Annotated in this window: 12 protein-coding genes and 1 tRNA gene; 6 read left to right on the top strand and 7 right to left on the bottom strand. The window is 74.6% G+C overall.

Going from position 1 to position 17,835, the window contains the following annotated elements:
- Positions 1 to 6: 6 nt before the first annotated feature.
- Positions 7 to 618, top strand: a complete 612-nt coding sequence (locus tag ABTY40_RS19465) for a TetR/AcrR family transcriptional regulator (RefSeq protein ID WP_352060640.1) — start codon at positions 7 to 9, stop codon at positions 616 to 618.
- Complete coding sequence (locus ABTY40_RS19460; RefSeq protein ID WP_352060639.1) at positions 615 to 1,904, top strand: SGNH/GDSL hydrolase family protein; 1,290 nt, start codon at positions 615 to 617, stop codon at positions 1,902 to 1,904. The genes ABTY40_RS19465 and ABTY40_RS19460 overlap by 4 nt, the downstream gene beginning before the upstream one ends.
- Before the next feature lie 117 nt (positions 1,905 to 2,021).
- On the opposite strand, the gene mfd is transcribed toward ABTY40_RS19460, so the two are convergent.
- Positions 2,022 to 5,555, bottom strand: a complete 3,534-nt coding sequence (gene mfd, locus ABTY40_RS19455; protein WP_352060638.1) for a transcription-repair coupling factor — start codon at positions 5,553 to 5,555, stop codon at positions 2,022 to 2,024.
- Between the two features lie 272 nt (positions 5,556 to 5,827).
- On the opposite strand from mfd, the gene ABTY40_RS19450 reads away from it, so the two are divergent.
- A complete protein-coding gene (locus ABTY40_RS19450) occupies positions 5,828 to 7,390 on the top strand; it encodes an MFS transporter (RefSeq protein WP_352060637.1) in 1,563 nt (520 codons plus the stop codon).
- A gap of 15 nt (positions 7,391 to 7,405) precedes the next feature.
- Here the strand turns inward: ABTY40_RS19450 and ABTY40_RS19445 are convergent, their stop codons facing one another.
- From ABTY40_RS19445 to ABTY40_RS19425, 5 genes are all read right to left on the bottom strand, one after another.
- Positions 7,406 to 9,679 carry an N-acetylmuramoyl-L-alanine amidase gene (locus ABTY40_RS19445; RefSeq protein WP_352060636.1) on the bottom strand — a complete coding sequence of 758 codons (2,274 nt, stop codon included), beginning with the start codon at positions 9,677 to 9,679 and terminating at the stop codon, positions 7,406 to 7,408.
- Between the two features lie 82 nt (positions 9,680 to 9,761).
- A complete protein-coding gene (locus tag ABTY40_RS19440; RefSeq protein ID WP_352060635.1) occupies positions 9,762 to 10,136 on the bottom strand; it encodes a VOC family protein in 375 nt (124 codons plus the stop codon).
- Positions 10,137 to 10,190: 54 nt separating this feature from the next.
- Complete coding sequence (locus ABTY40_RS19435) at positions 10,191 to 11,177, bottom strand: coiled-coil domain-containing protein (RefSeq protein WP_352060634.1); 987 nt, start codon at positions 11,175 to 11,177, stop codon at positions 10,191 to 10,193.
- A gap of 121 nt (positions 11,178 to 11,298) precedes the next feature.
- Positions 11,299 to 13,827, bottom strand: coding sequence for an SUKH-4 family immunity protein (locus ABTY40_RS19430; protein WP_352060633.1), 2,529 nt, complete (start codon positions 13,825 to 13,827; stop codon positions 11,299 to 11,301).
- 7 nt (positions 13,828 to 13,834) lie between these two features.
- Entirely contained in the window at positions 13,835 to 14,833 is a 999-nt protein-coding gene (locus ABTY40_RS19425) for an SMI1/KNR4 family protein (protein WP_352060632.1), read from the bottom strand.
- Positions 14,834 to 15,098: 265 nt separating this feature from the next.
- On the opposite strand from ABTY40_RS19425, the gene ABTY40_RS19420 reads away from it, so the two are divergent.
- The gene (locus tag ABTY40_RS19420; protein WP_345285272.1) at positions 15,099 to 15,605 is read left to right on the top strand and encodes a YwqJ-related putative deaminase; all 507 of its coding nucleotides are present in this window, start codon (positions 15,099 to 15,101) and stop codon (positions 15,603 to 15,605) included.
- An 8-nt stretch (positions 15,606 to 15,613) separates the two neighbouring features.
- Positions 15,614 to 16,099, top strand: a complete 486-nt coding sequence (locus tag ABTY40_RS19415; RefSeq protein ID WP_352060631.1) for an SUKH-3 domain-containing protein — start codon at positions 15,614 to 15,616, stop codon at positions 16,097 to 16,099.
- Between the two features lie 27 nt (positions 16,100 to 16,126).
- On the opposite strand, the gene ABTY40_RS19410 is transcribed toward ABTY40_RS19415, so the two are convergent.
- Positions 16,127 to 17,530, bottom strand: coding sequence for a sensor histidine kinase (locus ABTY40_RS19410; protein WP_352060630.1), 1,404 nt, complete (start codon positions 17,528 to 17,530; stop codon positions 16,127 to 16,129).
- 184 nt (positions 17,531 to 17,714) lie between these two features.
- Between ABTY40_RS19410 and ABTY40_RS19405 the strand changes: the two genes are divergently transcribed.
- Positions 17,715 to 17,785, top strand: a tRNA-Gln gene (locus tag ABTY40_RS19405).
- Positions 17,786 to 17,835 lie beyond the last annotated feature (50 nt).

Below are 17,835 nucleotides of genomic sequence, written 5' to 3'. Positions count from 1 at the left end.
GCCCTCATGACGAGCCGGAGCACGTACCACCACGGCGGCCTGCGGCAGGCCGTCCTCGACGCCGCCCTCGACGTCATCGCCGCTGACGGGCCCGGCGCCCTGAGCCTGCGCGACCTCGCACGCCGCGCGGGGGTGTCCCACGCGGCGCCCGCCCACCACTTCAAGGACCGCACCGGACTCCTCACCGCCATCGCCGCACAGGGGTACGACCTCCTCGCCCGGGCCCTCGCGGACGCGGCGGGGCTACGCGAACGCGGGGTGCGGTACGTGCGGTTCGCCGCCGACCATCCCGCCCACTTCCAGGTCATGTTCCGGCCCGAGCTGCTGCGCGCCGACGACCCGGCGCTCCTCGCCGCCAAGGACCGGGCCTCCGCCGAACTGCGCGCCGGCGTCGCGGAACTGACGGGCGGCGGGGAAACCCTTCCGGACGGAATCGACACCCGTACGGCCGGTATCGCCGCATGGTCGCTCGCCCACGGCTTCGCTACCCTGCTCCTCACCCACAATCTGGACGAACCGGTCGCCGGCCGGGAACCGGGCGAGGTCTTCCGGTCGTTGACCGGCGTGATGTTCGGCGCGGATGCCCCTCCGACAGGGGCGGAACAGCGGGACGGATGACCACGCACCAGATGTACCGGCGGGCGACCGCCACCCTCCTCGCCCTGGCCACCGCCGCCGCCCTGACGGCCTGCGGCACGGAGCGGCACACGGGCACGACGGCCTCCGGGGCCACGGCGTCCCCGGCCCCCACGACGGCCCCCGCCCCCTGGCGGGGTGCCTGGGCGGCCTCACCCCAGCCCCCGGGGACCAGTACCGAGAACTGGTCCGCCGAGGGCTTCACCGACCACACCCTGCGCCAGTCCGTCCGGGTCACCACCGGCGGCGACCGGCTGCGGATCGAGCTGAGCAACCGTTACGGCACCCGGCCGCTCCGCATCGGAGGCGCCACCGTGGCCCGTACCGCCGCCGCCGGCAAGGGCTCGGTCGTGCCCGGCTCCGTCCGCCGGCTGACCTTCGGCGGCGACGGCGCCCTCACGATCCCGGCGGGCGGCACGCTCCTCAGCGACGCCGCCGCCCTGCGGGTCCGGCCCTTCGACCGGGTGACCGTCACCCTCCGCCTCATGGGAGCGACCGGCCCGGCCACCGTCCACCGCGTGGCCGCCGCCACCAGCCACCGGGCCGTGGGCGACCACGTGGCCGACACCGACGGCTCGGCGTTCACCGAGACCGACGCCTCCTGGTACTTCCTCACCGGTGTCGAGGTCCGGGGCACGTCGCCGGGCAGCGGCGCCGAGGGCGCCGTCGTCACCTTCGGCGACTCCATCACCGACGGCTCCGGCTCCACCCGGGACACCGACCGCCGCTACCCCGACGTCCTCGCCGAACGGCTCGCCGCCGCCGGCCGGCCCCGCGCCGTCCTCAACCACGGCATCAGCGGCAACAAGGTGGTCCGCGACAGCGGCCCCATGGGCGAGAAGGCCACCACCCGCTTCGGGCCGGACGTCCTCACCGAGCGGGACGTCACCACCGTCGTCGTACTCGAAGGCATCAACGACCTGGGTGCCACGAGCGGCCCCGAGGTCACGGTCGACGAGCTGATCGAGGGCCACCTCGCCCTGATCCGCGAGGCCCGCGCCCACGGGCTGCGCGTCGTGGGTGCGACGCTCACCCCCATGAAGGGCTCCCGTCACCACACCCCGCACAACGAGGCCCAGCGCGACGCCTTCAACCACTGGGTCCGCACGTCGGGCGCGTACGACGCGTACATCGACTTCGACCGCGCCCTCGCCGACCCCGCCGATCCCGACCGCATGCGCCCCGCCTACGACTCCGGCGACCACCTCCACCCCGGTGACGCCGGCTACCGCGCGATGGCCGAGGCGGTCGACCTCGGCGTGCTCTGACGCCCCCACCGCGCCCACCCGTGCCCCGGCCGACTCCGAGGGATCGGCCGGGGCACGGTCACGGCTCAGGGGCAGGAGGTCACGGCAGGTCGGCCGCGTCCCCATCGGACGCCGGGATCACGACCCCAGGATCGTCGTCAGGAACTCCCCCGTCCACGCCAGCAGTTCACGCCCCACCACCGGCTTCCCGCCGATCTTGCCCGTCGTCGGGCGCGGCACCAGGATCTGGTGGACGGCCGGCTTGATCACCGTGCGCGGGTAGAGGCGCTTGAGGCGGAGTTCCTGCGACTCGCGCAGCTCCACCGGGGCGAAGCGGATGTTCGGGCCCTGGAGGACGATCTCGCCGACTCCGCAGGCGCGGGCCAGCATCCGCAGGCCGGCGACGAGGAGGAGGTTCTCGACCGGCTCGGGGAGTTTGCCGTACCGGTCGGTGAGTTCCTCCCGTACCGCCTTGATGTCCTCCTCCGAGTTGGCGGAGGCGATGGCCCGGTAGGCCTGGAGGCGCAGCCGCTCGCCCGGCGCGTAGTCGTGGGGGACGTGCGCGTCGACCGGCAGTTCGATCTTCACCTCCAGCGGCGTCTCCTCCTCCACGCCGCCCTCCAGGGAGGCCCGGTAGTCGGCGACCGCCTCGCCCACCATCCGTACGTACAGGTCGAATCCGACTCCGGCGATGTGGCCGGACTGCTCGCCGCCGAGCAGGTTGCCCGCGCCGCGGATCTCCAGGTCCTTCATGGCCACGTACATGCCCGCGCCCATCTCCGTGTGCTGGGCGATGGTGGCGAGCCGCTCGTGGGCGGTCTCGGTGAGCGGCTTCTCCGGCGGGTAGAGGAAGTAGGCGTAACCGCGCTCCCGTCCCCGGCCCACCCGCCCGCGCAGCTGGTGGAGCTGGGAGAGGCCGAAGTTGTCGCCGCGCTCCACGATCAGGGTGTTCGCGTTGGAGATGTCGATGCCGGACTCCACGATCGTGGTGGAGACGAGCACGTCGAACTTCTTCTCCCAGAAGTCGACCACGACCTGCTCCAGGGCCTGCTCGGACATCTGGCCGTGGGCGGTGGCGATCCGCGCCTCGGGGACGATCTCACGGAGCCGGGCGGCCGCCCGGTCGATGGAGTCCACCCGGTTGTGGATGTAGAACACCTGGCCCTCGCGGAGCAGTTCGCGGCGGATCGCCGCGCCGATCTGCTTCTCCTCGTACGGGCCGACGAAGGTGAGGACGGGATGCCGCTCCTCCGGAGGGGTGGTGATGGTCGACATCTCGCGGATGCCGGTGACCGCCATCTCCAGGGTGCGGGGGATCGGCGTGGCGGACATCGTGAGCACGTCGACGTTGGCGCGCAGCTTCTTCAGCTGCTCCTTGTGCTCGACGCCGAAGCGCTGCTCCTCGTCGACGATGACCAGACCGAGGTCCTTGAACTTCGTCTCGGAGGAGAAGAGGCGGTGGGTGCCGATGACGACGTCGACCGAGCCCTCCCGAAGCCCCTCCAGCGTCGCCTTCGCCTCCGCGTCCGTCTGGAAGCGGGACAGCGCCCGCACCTTCACGGGGAACTGCGCGTACCGCTCGGAGAAGGTGCCGAAGTGCTGCTGGACGAGGAGCGTGGTCGGCACCAGGACCGCGACCTGCTTGCCGTCCTGGACCGCCTTGAACGCGGCCCGCACCGCGATCTCCGTCTTGCCGTAGCCGACGTCGCCGCAGATCAGCCGGTCCATGGGGACCGTCTTCTCCATGTCCTCCTTCACCTCGGCGATGGTGGACAGCTGGTCGGGCGTCTCCACGTACGGGAAGGCGTCCTCCAGCTCCCGCTGCCAGGGGGTGTCGGGGGCGAAGGCGTGGCCGGGGGCCGCCATGCGCGCCGAGTACAGCTTGATGAGGTCGGCGGCGATCTCCTTGACCGCCTTCTTCGCCCGCGCCTTGGTCTTCGTCCAGTCCGCGCCGCCGAGCCGGTGCAGCGTCGGCGCCTCACCGCCCACGTACTTGGTGACCTGCTCCAGCTGGTCGGTGGGGATGTAGAGGCGGTCGCCGGGCTGGCCGCGCTTGGCGGGGGCGTACTCCACCAGCAGGTACTCGCGGGTGGCGCCCTGCACGGTCCGCTGGACCATCTCGATGTAGCGGCCGACGCCGTGCTGCTCGTGCACGATGTAGTCGCCGGCCTCCAGGGTCAGCGGGTCGATCGTCTTGCGCCGCTTGGCGGGCATCCGCTGCCCGTCCTTGCCGGCCGCCTTCTGGCCCGACAGGTCCGTCTCCGTCAGGACCGCGAGCTTCAGCGCCGGGTCCACGAAGCCGTGGTCGATCGAACCGCACGCCACGTGCACCACGGACGGGGTGATGTCGGTGAGGTCGGCCGCCAGGCGGGCCGCGATGCCCTCGCCGCCGAGGACCTCCACCGTGCGGGAGGCCGGACCGTGCGCCTCCGTCACGTACACCGTGCGCCAGCCGTCGGACAGCCACCCCTTGGTGTCGGCGAGCGCGCGGGCCGTGTCACCGCGGTACGACTCCGGGGCGTGCATGCCCAGGGTGAGCGTGTCGGCCTCCCGCTCGGCGTCGTCGGCGGCGAACGGCGAGACCGACCACCAGGCCATGCCCAGCTCCCGCGCCCGCTCCCGTACGTCCGCGATCCCCCACAGGGAGGCCGCGCCCACGTCGATCGGGGCCTCGCCGCCGCCGGCCGTGGCCGCCCAGGACGCCTGGAGGAACTCCTGGCTCGTCGCGACCAGGTCGGCGGCCCGCGTCCGTACCCGCTCCGGGTCGCAGACCACCGCCATCGAGCCCTTCGGCAGGACGTCGAGCAGCAGTTCCATGTCGTCCACGAGCACCGGCGCGAGGGACTCCATGCCCTCGACCGCGATCCCCTCGGCGATCTTGCCGAGCAGCTCGCCCAGCTCCGGGTGCTCCTCGGCCAGCGCCGCCGCCCGCGCCCGTACGGAGTCGGTCAGCAGCAGCTCGCGGCAGGGCGGCGCCCACAGACCGTGCTCGGCGACCTCCAGGGACCGCTGGTCGGCCACCTTGAAGTAACGGATCTCCTCGACGTCGTCGCCCCAGAACTCGATGCGGAGGGGGTGCTCCTCGGTGGGCGGGAAGACGTCCAGGATGCCGCCGCGGACGGCGAACTCGCCGCGCTTCTCGACCAGCTCCACCCGGGAGTACGCGGCGGCGGCCAGCCCCTCGACGACCTCGTTCAGGTCGGCCGTCCCTCCCGACCGCAGCGACACCGGTTCCAGGTCACCCAGGCCCTTGACCTGCGGCTGGAGTACGGAGCGGACCGGCGCGACGACGACCGAGACGGGTCCGGCCGCCGGGTCGTCGTCCCGGGGGTGGGCGAGCCGGCGCAGCACGGCGAGGCGGCGGCCCACGGTGTCGGAGCGGGGCGAGAGCCGCTCGTGCGGCAGGGTCTCCCAGGAGGGGTACTCGACGACGGTGTCGGGGTCGAGCATCGACCGCAGCGCCGCGGCCAGGTCCTCCGCCTCGCGGCCGGTGGCCGTGACGGCGAGGACGGGGCGCCCCGAGTCCCGGGCGAGCGCGGCGACCGCGAAGGGGCGGGCGGCCGGGGGTCCGACGAGGTCCACGTGCGGGCGGTGCCCGTCGGCGGCGGCCCTCACCGCCTCGGCGAGGGCCGCGTCCTTGACGACGAGGTCGAGAAGACCGTGCAGGCTCATGGGGCTTTCCATCCCGGTACGTACTGGAGAGCGGACACAACGCGAACGGCCCGACACGTCGCACGGGCCGGGGTGCCCAGCGTACGACGGCCACCGGGCCCGGGCATGCGGTCACCCGGGGGCGACCGGATCACGTCGCCGGGAGAGCGGGGACGCCCGGGCGGGGAACCGGCGGCGCCCCGGCCCGGCCCGCGCTCAGGGGGTTCCTGCGGGCCCGGGTGGGGTGAGAGTCTGTCCGCGCCCATTTAGGTGTACGAAGAAAGGACCCTGTGGTGGCGGAACAGCCGAGGACCCGGACCGGACCGGCCCCGAGCCCCACCGGCTCCCCCACCGGCCGCCGGGGGCCCGTCGTCGCCGCGCTGATGCTCGCCATGGCGCTCGCCGCCCTCGACGGCACCGTCGTCGCCACCGCCGTCCCGCAGATCGTCGGCGACCTCGGCGGGCTCTCCGTCTTCTCCTGGCTGTTCTCCGGCTACCTGCTGGCGGTGACCGTCACCCTGCCGGTGTACGGCAAGCTCAGCGACACCTTCGGACGCAAACCCGTCCTGGTCGCCGGCACCGTCCTCTTCCTCGCCGGATCCCTGCTCTGCGCCCTGGCCTGGGACATGGGCTCCCTGATCGCCTTCCGGGTCGTGCAGGGCCTCGGCGGGGGCGCGCTCCAGGGCACCGTCCAGACCATCGCCGCCGACCTCTACCCGCTGAAGGAGCGGCCCCGGATCCAGGCGAAGCTCTCCTCGGTGTGGGCCACCTCCTCGGTGGCGGGCCCGGCCGTGGGCGGTCTGCTCGCCGGGTACGCCGACTGGCGCTGGATCTTCCTGATCAACCTGCCGCTGGGGCTCCTCGCCCTCTGGCTGATCGTCCGCCACCTCGCCGAACCGGCCCGCACCGCCCCCGCCGGGGCCGGCGCACGCGCGCGCGTGAAGGTCGACTGGCCGGGCGCCCTCGCCGTCTTCGCCACCGGCGTCCTGCTGCTCACCGCGCTCGTCCAGGGCGGTGTCGCCTGGCCCTGGCTCTCGGCGCCCTCCCTCGGCCTGCTCGGCGGGGCCGCCGCCCTCGCCGCGCTCACCGTCGTCATCGAGCGCCGCGCGGCCGAACCGATCATCCCCGGCTGGGTCTGGCGCCGGCGCACCATCGCCGCCGTCAACCTCTCCCTCGGCGCCCTCGGCCTGCTCATGGTCGCCCCGGCCGTCTTCCTGCCCACCTACGCCCAGTCCGTCCTCGGCCTCGGACCGATCGCCGCCGGGTTCGTCCTCTCCGCCTGGACCCTCAGCTGGCCCGTCACGGCCGCGCTCTCCAGCCGCGTCTACACCCGCGTGGGCTTCCGCCTCACCGCCGTCCTCGGCATGTCCCTGGCGCTGGTGCTGCTGCTCGCCTTCCCGTTCCTGCCGTTCCCCGGCGAGCCCTGGCAGCCCGCGCTCCTCATGCTGCTGCTCGGCGGGGCGCTCGGCCTCTTCCAGCTGCCGCTGATCGTGGGCGTGCAGTCGACCGTCCCGTACGAGGAGCGGGGCACGACCACCGCCTCCGTCCTCTTCTGCCGGCAGGTCGGGCAGAGCGTCGGCGCCGCGCTGTTCGGCGCCGTCGCCAACGCGGTCCTCGCCTCCCGGCTCGGCGGCAGCACCGACCTGGACACCCTGGCCCGCGCCCTGGACGCCCCCGGCTCCCTCACCGCGGACACCACCGACCGGCTGCGCCGGGCGGTCGACGCGGCGGTGGACTCCGTCTACCTGGGCGCGGCGGTGGCGGCCGGGCTGGCGCTCCTCGCCCTCCTCACGCTGGCCCCGCGCCGCTTCCCCGTCCTGGAGGAGGAGAAGCGGCACGGGCCCCCGGAGGACTGACCGGCCGGGCGGGCCTCAGAAGGCGGTGTTGTACCCGAGGTCGGCCGGCAGCACGTCGCTCGCCTTCACCGGCTTGAAGGGCGCCGACCAGTCGCCGGTACCGGCGTAGAAGTACGCCTTCCCGTTGCCGGCGAGCAGGTCGGCCCGCCCGTCGCCGTTGCCGTCCCCGATGCCGACGAGGTCGGTGTACGCGTTCCACCCGGCGCCCAGCCGGGCGCGCGGCGCGAAGGTGCCGTCGCCCTTGCCGAGGTACAGCCACAGGACGCCGTCCGCGTCGCGGGCGAGGAGGTCGCCGGCCGCCGCGCCGCCGAGGTCACCGGTGGCGGTGAGCTGGTTGTAGACGCCCCACCCGGTGCCGATCTGCCGGCGCGGACCGAGGGGCGCGGTGGTGTTCCCGGTGCCGGGGTAGAGCCACAGGCCGCCCGCCTTGTCGGTGGCGAGGAGGTCCGCGCGGCCGTCGCCGGTGAGGTCGCTGCCGCCCGCGAGGTGCTGGTAGATCCCCCAGCCGGTCCCGATCCGGATCCGGCCGGACAGCGGCCTGGCGCCGTCACCGGTGCCCTGGTAGAGCCACAGGTCGCCCTTGGTGTCGCGGGCGACGGTGTCCGGGGCGGAGGTGCCCGCCACGTTGCCGGCGGACTCCACGCGGTCGTAGATCTGCCAGCCGGTGCCGACGTTCCAGGCGCCCGCGGGGGCCAGGTTGTCGCCCGTGGACGCGGGCTGCGTGCCGACCAGCGCCAGGCCTCCGGCGTTGTCGCGGACGAAGACGTCGGCGGTGCCGTTGTCGTCGTAGTCGTGCGCCCCGAGCGGCCGGGTCACGGTGAAACGGCCGGTGGACCGCAGCTCCGGTCCGATGCCGTCGTCCGGGAGGGCGTGGAGCTCCCAGGTGTACTCGCCGTTGAGGGCGGGGCGGGTGGCCTCCGGGTGGGTGAGCTCCTTGCCGTTCCAGTGCCAGGAGACCGTACGCGGCGCGGCGGCGGCCGGGGTGGTGACGACGGGCCACTGGCCGCGCTGGCCGGTCCGCGTGTGGACGAGCGTCACCCAGGCGAACACGTCGCCCCGGGACAGGTCCCAGGTCATGTCGACGCCGCCGGCGAGCTGCGCGCCGGTGAGGGCGGTCGGGGCCGTGGTGCCGAGGAGGGTGACCGCGGTGGCCTGCCCGGTCGGCGCGACCAGCGTGGCGGCCGGCCTGCCGTCGGCGCCGGGCGCCACACGGTAGAGGCCCTCGCCGGTGGCCGGGTCGCCGCCCCGCACCAGGAGGGAGCCGTCGGGAGCGGGGACGGCGGAGGAGTAGTGGGTCAGCAGCGGGACCTTCTCGCCGGTGTCGAGCGAGCGGGCCACGTACGGCCGCGGGGCGCGCGGAGCCGTACCGCCGTAGGTGTCCTGGCCGTCGTCGATGCTGCTCGGTTCGCCGTAGGCCAGCCAGCTGCCGAGGAGCTGGAAGCCGTCGCCCCAGAAGCCGTTCGTCTCGATCCGCCTGCTCTCGGCCGAGCCGATGCGGGCGGCCTGGACCCAGGACGTCGTCGCGTCGGACTCCTCCCAGGCGACGTGGGTGGCGGAGACGGCGGTCTCCGGCATCCGCTGCCCGTTCGGATGGGCGGAGACGACGGCGGCCGTCGCCAGGTCCACGACCGCCCGGGAGCGGGGCTCGTTCACGCCGAGGCCGCAGTCGAGGACGGCGGTGCCGGCGGCGTACGCGGCCACGTTGAGGTCGCAGATGGTGTCGGGCAGGCCGGTCACCGGGCGGGCGACGGGCTTCCCGTCCTCCATGGTGACGAGGTGGGGACGCCAGGGGCCGGCCTCCTCGTCGTCCACGAGGACGACCAGCGTCGAGCCGACGGCGCCGGTGAAGTAGTGGTTCGCTCCCAGCAGGTCGAGGTCCACGCGCACCGGGGCCGCCGAGGGGGCGGCCATGTCGTGGAGGGTCAGGACCCGGTTGTCGGTCGGCTCCGCGGCCTCGCCCGTCACGACGACGTCCGACACGCCGCCGGTCACCAGGGCGGCGGGCGGAAGGACGGTGGAGGAGCCGTCCGCGAAACGCGTCCAGCGGTACTCGGGAGTGGCGGTGCCGGTCGCGCGGGTCCGCGACAGGAACCCGGTGGTGCCCGCGCCCACGACCTCCGCGCCCACCGGGAACCGTACGGCGGACTCCTCCGCCGCCCCGGCGGCCACCGCGGCGGGAGCGGGGGCGGCGGTCGCCGGGACCGCGGCCACGACGCCTCCGGTGGCCGCGAGGACGGCGGTGACGGCCACGGCCGACAGACGCCGTCCTGACGTGCGTATACGCATCATGATCTTCCTCTCCTGGAGGAGAGGAGAGTAGCGGTCGCCCGGCGGCGAAGCTCCTGCGGGGGACGACCCGTCGCGGGCCCGCCTACGGGGCGTCCCGGCGCGGAGTCAGGCAGAAGGGGTGACCGGCCGGATCGGTGAGGACCCGCCACAGGTCCGGGCGGGGCTGCCGCTCCGGTTTCCCGGCGCCGAGGGCGAGCAGTTCCGCCTCGGCCGCGTCCAGGTCGTCGACGGCGAAGTCGAGGTGCAGCTGCTGCGGCACCTCCCCCTCCGGCCAGGACGGCGGGCGGTACCCGTCGACGCGCTGGAAGCCGATCACCATCCCGTGCTCCCCCCGCAGCGCCGCGAACACGCCGTCGGAACGCTCGTGCAGGGGGAGCCCGGTCGCCCTCCGGTAGAAGTCGGCGAGGCCCAGGGGGTCGGCGCAGTCGAGGGTGACCGCCGTCAGTTCCATCCGCATGACAGGGAGCCTAGATCCCCGCTTCCGGTGCGTGCCGCGCCCCGCAGGAAGGTCTCAGTCGGCGGTGCCCTGGGCCTTCGGGGCCTGTCGGTCCGCCCGGTCCTCCCCGCCTTCGCGGTCGTCCCGGTCGTCCCCGGCCTCCCGGTCCTCCCCGTCCCTCGCCCGCTTCCGGTCGTCGTCCAGCGCGGCCGGACGGCCCGTCAGGGCGGCGAGGGAGTTGCGGATGTGCTCCATGTGGGAGTGGATCTCGTCCCGCGCCTCCTCGTGCTCCCGCAGCACCCGTTCCGTCGCACGCTCGATCCGCTCCGCCTTGAGGCGGGCCTCCGCAAGGAGTTCGGCCGCGCGGGCCTCCGCGTCCTCCTGGCCGTGCCGGGCCTGCTCCTCGGTCGCGGACAGGGTCCGGCGGGCCTCCGCGAGGCGTTCCTCGGCCCGGGCGAACTGCTCCTCGTGGCGGGCGTCGAGTTCGGCCGCCCGCGTCTCGGCCGCGCGCTCGGCCTCCTCCCGCACGGTCGCCTGCTCGGCGCGCTGCTCGGCGAGGAGCGCCTCCGCGCGGGCCACGGTCTCCTCGTACGCCTCCCGGGCCGCCTTCCTGGCGCCCTCCGCGTCCCGCAGGGCGACCGTCCGCAGTTCCTCGGCCCGGCGGCGGGCCTCCTCCAGGGCGGCGCGGGCCGTCGCCTCGGCCTCCTCGCGTACCCCTTCGGCGTACGTTCGGGCCGACTCCGCCGCCTGCCCGGCCGCCTCGGCGGCGGCCTCCGCGAGCGCCTGCGCCTCGGCCTCGGCGGCCCGGACGAGCCGTTCGTCCTCCTGCTCCGCGAGCTCCAGGATCTTCTGCGCCGCCTCGCCCAGCGACTCGTACCGCTGCGGCGGCAGCGCCTCCGCCTCGGCGCGCAGCCGGGCGGCCTCGGCCTCCATCTCCTTCTCGAGGACGGTGAGCCGCGCCGCCCGTTCCCAGGCGCCGTCGCGTTCCTCGGAGAGCGCTGCGAGGAAGCGGTCGACCTGCTCCGGCCGGTACCCGCGGCCCCGTCCGACAGCGAAACTCATCCCTGACGCCCCTTCCGTATGGACTCGAGCATCAAGGATGCTCCATGAGAACGGACAAAAGGCGCCCGACGTGAACACACGTCGAGCGCCTTTGATCACATCCTGTCGTGCCGGGCCGTCCTCAGAGGAGACCGTCCCACATCTGCTCCAGAAGCACCGACCACCAGTTCTCCGGCGACGACAGCGCCGCCGGGTCCAGCATCGCCAGCTGCGCCTGGAAGTCGACCGTCCACCGGCCCGCCTGCTCCGGGTTCAGGCCGAACCGCAGCCGCCACATCCGGCCCAGCAGCGCCATGCACCGCACGAATTCCGGCAGTCCGGTGTTCACGAACTGCGGAGGCACCGGCTGCCCGCCCGGACCGGCCTCCACCGGCACCGCCACGATGTGCGCGGTCCCGTACTGGACGCAGATCGCCCGCCCGAAGTCCGACCCGAGCACCAGGTACGAGCCCGCGTCCGCGGCCGGCTGCACCTGCCGCTGCGCGGCCAGCTCCGCCAGCGTCGGTACCACCGGCACCGCCGGCTGCGCCCAGAAGAACGGACCGAAGTCCGCCGGCAGACCCGCCCACACCAGCGTCCGCGCCACCAGCTCGGGCACACCCTGCCGGGACACCGCCCGCTGGTCGAACCGGAGGACGCCCGGCCCGAACGCCGCACCGAGCTCCTGCGCCACCGCCTCCGGCGGCAGCGGCGGGGCGGGCTGCACCTGCGGCAGCGGTGCCCGCACCGGCGCCGGACGCGCCGGACCGTCCGCCACCTGGTGCAGCTCGCCCTGATGGGTCAGCAGCTGGCGCATGCCCTGCTGCCGGCCCGCGTGGTCACGGCCGTACGGGGCGATGCTGGTGATCCGCGCCTGCGGCCAGGTCTCCCGGATCATCCGGGCGCAGTAACCGCCCGGCAGCTCGCAGGACGCCAGCTCCGTGTGCAGCTCCAGCACCTGCTGCGGCGGCACGTTCATGGCCCGCAGCTCGTGCAGGATCTGCCACTCCGGATGCGGGGTGCCCGGCGCCGAACGCCGGATGATCTGCGCCTCCGAGCCGTCGGGCGCGCGGTAGCGCAGCACGGCCTGGTACCCCGGGCCGACCGTCGGCACCCCGGCCGGCGGCTGCTGCGGATAGCCGTACGCGGGCGGGGGCACCGGCCCCGCGGCGGGCGGCGGCGTGTGCCCGCCGTGCACCGGCGGCGCCGGGGCGGGCGGGGGCGGCGGCACACCGGGACCCCCGGGCCCCGGGTGCGCCAGCATCGTCGCCGCGTGCGCGACCCCACCGGGCGGCGTGCCCGGCACCCCGGGCGGCGGCGGAGGCGGCGGAGGCGCGCCCGGCCCGCTCGGACCGGGGTGCGCCAGCATCGTCGCCGCCTGGTGCACCGGCTGCGGCGGCGTCGCACCACCGGACGCCCCAGGAACCCCCGGAGCTCCCGGCGCGCCAGGAGGCCCGGGCGGCGCCGGAACCCCGGGCGGCCCCGCGTCGGGCGCGAGCTGCGACACGAGCTGCGTCGGTACGTAGGCGAGACCGCCGCCACCACCCGTACCACCGGCACCGGGCACGCCGGGGGCACCCGGCGGCGGGGGCGGGGTAGGCCCGCCCGGGGGCGTCAGCCGGGCCTTGCTCGTCGCCGCGTCCGCGAGGTCCCCCGCCTGCGGCACACCCGGGGCGGGCGGCGCGGACGGCGGAGGCGGCGTCGGCATCGGCATCGGTGCCGGGGCGGAAGGCGGCGTCACCGCCGGCGGCACGGGGCCCGGGGCGGGCGTCGCCGAGGCCGGCGCAGGCGCGTTCGGGTCCAGGGCCGGAGTCGCCACGGCCGTCGGCGGCAGCGCGCTGCCCCCGTGCATCAGCGCGGTCGGCGCGTCCGCGCCCACCACCGGCGGCGGCGCGTCCTCGTCGTCCGTACCCGACAGCGGCGGCGCGAAGACGGTCGCCGGCAGCGGCACCGCCCCGTCCGCCCCGCCGGAACTCGCGTTGGCGTCCGCCCACGGGCTGTCCGCCGCAGCAGCGGCGGCGGAACCGGCGGCCGGGGCGTCCGGCGTACGCGCCGGCACCCCGTCCATCGCCGTCGGCTCGCGGTCCGGACCCTCCTCCGAGGAGACCGGCGGCGTCGCCGAGGACGACGACGCCTCCGAGACCCGCGGCGCCTCCGGAACGTCCGCCACCTCCGACGCGTCCTGCAGACCCGAAGAGGGCGACGAGGACGAGGACGAGGCCGGCGACGACGGCCCGGAAGAAGACGACGGCGCCGGGACCGCGCCCCCCTCCTCCTGCGACACGTTCGGCTCCTTCGGCAGACCGATCCGGTCCGCCGCGTCCTGCAGCCACTCCGGCGGACTCAGCAGGAACGACGTCTGGTTCAGATCCACCCGCGCCGCCGGCACCGGCGCCGCAGCCGCCTCCTCCGCGGCGCCGTACTCCTCCTCGTACCGGCGGATCACCTCACCCACCGGCAGCCCCGGCCACAGCGTCGCCTCCCCGCTGTCCCGCGCGATCACCAGCCGCTGCCGGCCCCCGTCCGACGTCGGACCACCCTCGCGGTCCTCCGCCCACACGACGAAACCCAGCTCGAACTCCCGCACCCGCACCTCACGGTGCTGATACGCCGGCAGGTCACCGTTGATCCACTCCTCGGCACGCTCCTGCGCCTGCGCGAACGTCACCACAGCCAGCTCACTCCCCCACCGGGACCACGGGCACGGCACGCGCGAAGCCACCGTCCACCATCAGATTCGCCACCGTCTCCAGCTCCGGCGGATTGCCCGCCAGCCGCGCCAGGAAAGCGTCGAAATCCTCACCACAGGGCAGCAGCAGACGCTCCACCCGCTCACCCACCGACCAGCCGGCCGCCACCTCGCCGCCGTCCCGCGCGTCGTCGTACGCGCAGAACCACACCGAACCGACCGCCTCACCGCGCACCTTCACCGCGATCAGACCCCCCTGCACGAACGCCACCCCCAGGTAGTCCTTCGTCAGGTGATCCCGCAGACACTTGTTGACGTACACCAGGTCGTTCACCCCGGCCTCGTCCCGCACCGTGAAGAACGGCTGGTCCACCAGCAGCCCCAGCTCCGCGTCGAGCGCGGCGCCCACCGGCGCGCACCCGCCCGCCGCCTTCAGGAACGACCGGTACGCCCCCGGCAGCCGGTAACCGAGATCCTCCTCGACGCCCTGCAACTGCTGCTCCGACACCGACACCAGCGTCCTCGGCACCCCGAAGTGGGCCGGCCGGGTCTCCTGCAGCGGACGCGTCCCCCGCTTCGACTGGTCCACCGCGGCCGTCGCCACCCCGCCGTGATGCCGCAGCAGCGCCTTCACCTCCACCGGAACCAGCTCCATCCGGCGGCTGTGCGCCACGTGATGCCAGGTCCAGCCGTGCGGGGTCGCCACCGACGGAATCGCGTCCCACAGCTCATGGCCGGTCGCCGCCATCGCCGCGTTCGCCGACACGTAGTCCGTGAGCCTCAGCTCGTCGACGCCAAAACCCTCCGGCGGGTCGGCGATCTCCGCCGCCGCGCGCGCGTACGGCGAGAAATCCGGGTAACCCCGCTCGTCCACCCGTACCCCTCGCGGGTGACGGGCGGCCCGCACCGGATCCGGGAAATGCACGACCTGCCCGGCGTAGGCCGCGTTCGGTGGCGCGGTGTCCTGCCCGAGCCGACCTGTCGTCATGGCGGTTGCCCCCTGCACTGGCGTCGCTGACTGCTGACTGCTCCTACCGACTGATCCCGCACAGCCTATGCGCTGCCACCACCCTCCGGACGGGCCCCGTCCGCCCCCACCCCGACCGTCACCCCGTGTCACGAAGCCATGACAGTCCCCCCATGGTTCCGACACACCGACGGCACGTTTCGCCGCCCCAGCTTCCCCATATGGCTCCCTATTTGGCAGGCTGTCCACGCAACTCGGGGGATTGCAGGAGGGGAAGACCGACACGATGCACACCGCAACAACACCCACACAGGGTGACCCGCGCCTCAACTGGAGCAGCAGCGCCGAGGCCACCCGCGCGCCCTTACTGCGTCACCGGCGCGACGGAATCCTCCCCACCGTAGGGGCCGCCCTCTCCGTCCGCGGGGAGACCCTCACCTGCACGGCCGGCCGCGGCGACCGCCCGCCCGTCCTCCACCCGCTCGTCCAGGACTTCCTGGACACCCTCACCAGCGGCCAGCGGGAACGCTTCACCGGACGCTGCCCCGAGGCGATCCTGCTCTCCCGGCACCTCACCGCCACCGAGAACGGACGCTCCAGGCGCGCCCAGCGCAAACCACTCACCCAGGGCGAGGCACGCCGCTCCCTCAAACACGCCAAGCTCACCGCCCGGCGCATCCGCGAGGACGGCGACCCGCTCCACGGCAGCTACGCCGCACCCTGCCGCTCGTGTACGGCGATGCTCGCCCACTTCGGCGTCCGTACCGTCGACCCGACCGCCCAGAACGGCTGACCCCGCCCATGCCCGACACCACCCGCTTCCCGGTCAACGTCGACGCCGCCCTCCGCGAGGCCGGCTGGCAGCCCGGCCGCTGGGACATCAAGCTCGCCGAGGAATGGGCCGACGCCCTGCGCGCCCACGTCTCCCCCGCCGGACACCGCCACAGCGTCTTCCCGGCCGCCGTCGAGGCCTGGGCCGAATTCGGCGGCCTGACCGTCACCGCACCCGGGCAAGGACGGCAGATAGCGCCCGCGACCGTACGCTTCGACCCCCTCGCCGGGCTGCACCTCGCCCGCACCCTCGGCGACCTCGGCCGCGCCCTGGACACCGAACTCGCGCCGCTCGGCGAGGAGGGCGACCACCAGGCCGTCCTCGCCATGGACGCCGAGGGCCGCGTCTACAGCCTCGACCACGCCGGCGACTGGTACCTCGGCAAGGACATCGACGCCGCCCTCGCCACCCTCGTCACCGGCGCCCAGCCCACCCGCCTCACCACCCTGCCCTGACCGGCGCGGCCGGCGGCACGCGCGACGCTAGCCGTCCACGGACGCGACCGGCGGGACGGCGGGCCCCGTCCGCCCGGCCGGCGCCGTCGGCAGCACCGCCGACACCCGGAAACCACCCGCGTCCGTCGGCCCCGCCACGAACACACCACCGAGCCGGCCGACCCGCTCCCGCATGCCCACGAGCCCGTTCCCCCCGCTCGGCAGATGCGCGTCCGCCACCGCCGCGTCCGAAGGACCGTTCTCCACCTGCATCGCGACCTCGGCCTCCCGGTGCGCCAGCCGCACCACGACCTCCGCCCCCGCCGCGTGCTTGTGGACGTTGGTCAGCGCCTCCTGCACCACCCGGTACGCCGTCCGCTCCACCTCCGGCGCGTACCGCCGCGCCTCACCCGAGACCACCAGCTCCACGGCCGCGCCCGCCTGCCGCGACTGCTCGCACAGGGCCTCCACCGCGTCCAGACACGGCCCGTCCCGGTCCTCGCCCTCACCGCGGGCCCCGCCGTCACCGTCGCCGGCCGCCGCCTCCGCCGCGGCCGCCGCCGCACGTCCCACCGCCGCCAGCGGCACCCCCGACACAGGGACCGGAACCGCCTCCTCCCGCAGCACGCCCAGCATCTCCCGCAACTCCGTCAGCGCCTGCCGGCCCATGTCCCCCACCAGCGCCGCGTTCCGCACCGCCTTCTGCGGGTCCTTCAACGCCACCGCCTGCAGAGCCGCCGCGTGCACCACCATCAGCGACACCCGGTGCGCCACCACGTCGTGCATCTCCCACGCGATCCGCCGCCGCTCCTCCTGCCGCGCCCACTGAGCCCGCTGCTCCGCCCGGTCGGCCAGCAGCGACAGCTCCTGCTCCAGGCTGTCGGCCCGCTCCCGCAGGCTCTCCATCAGCCGGCGCCGCGCCCCTATGTAGAGGCCGAAGAGGACGGGCGGGGCGTTGAGGCCCAGCGTCATGAAGGCCGAGACGAGCGGCACGTACCAGCCGCTCGGGTCGAAGTCCTGCTGGTCGACGTCGGCCTGGGCCACGTCCTGGCGCAGCCGTACGACGGTCACGACGAACACGGCCACGGTCGACATCCCGGCCAGGACGGCGGTGATGCGCCGGGGCACCTCGGAGGCGGCGAGCGAGTACAGGCCGACGATCCCCATGAGGTAGCCCATCTCGGCGGGCGTCACGGCGATCGACACGAGGACGACGGTGACCGGCCACCGGCGCCGCACGAGGAGCACGGACCCCACGACGAAACCGAACAGCACCCCGACGGCCAGGGGCGTCCCGGCCCGCTCGGCGAAGGCGGCCCCCTCCGCCGCGCACTCCACCGCGGAAACCCCGGCGAGCCCCCCGTCCAGGACGGCTCCCCGCCGTCTCTCCCACCACCACCAGCCCCGCGCGCCGGCGCCCGGCGCGTCCTGATCTGCCCCCGTTGCGGTCATGCCCACCACCCTACGGGTGGGCCCCCACCGAGGGCGCGCCCGTGGACGACGGCTACCGCGAACGCCTCGCGGTCAAAATCCCGGGAAGCGCCGATCTGTACCGTCGCATCGAAGGCGCCTGGTGCGGCATAGTAGGGGCCGTCCCGGTTCCCTCGATCGAAAATCGGGCATAGCGGGCGGACCATCCCGGATCGTCTAAGGGCAGGACAAATGGTTTTGGTCCATTGAATGAGGGTTCGAATCCTTCTCCGGGAGCCCCCTGTCGCGGGTCCTGACCTCCACGGTCAGGACCCGCGCTCATGTCC

Origin of the sequence: Streptomyces sp. NPDC126503 (genome assembly GCF_040302405.1) — a bacterium.
GTDB lineage: Bacteria > Actinomycetota > Actinomycetes > Streptomycetales > Streptomycetaceae > Streptomyces > Streptomyces gulbargensis.
Note: the sequence above shows the minus strand (reverse complement) of the source record. Positions and strands in the feature narration are given on the sequence as shown.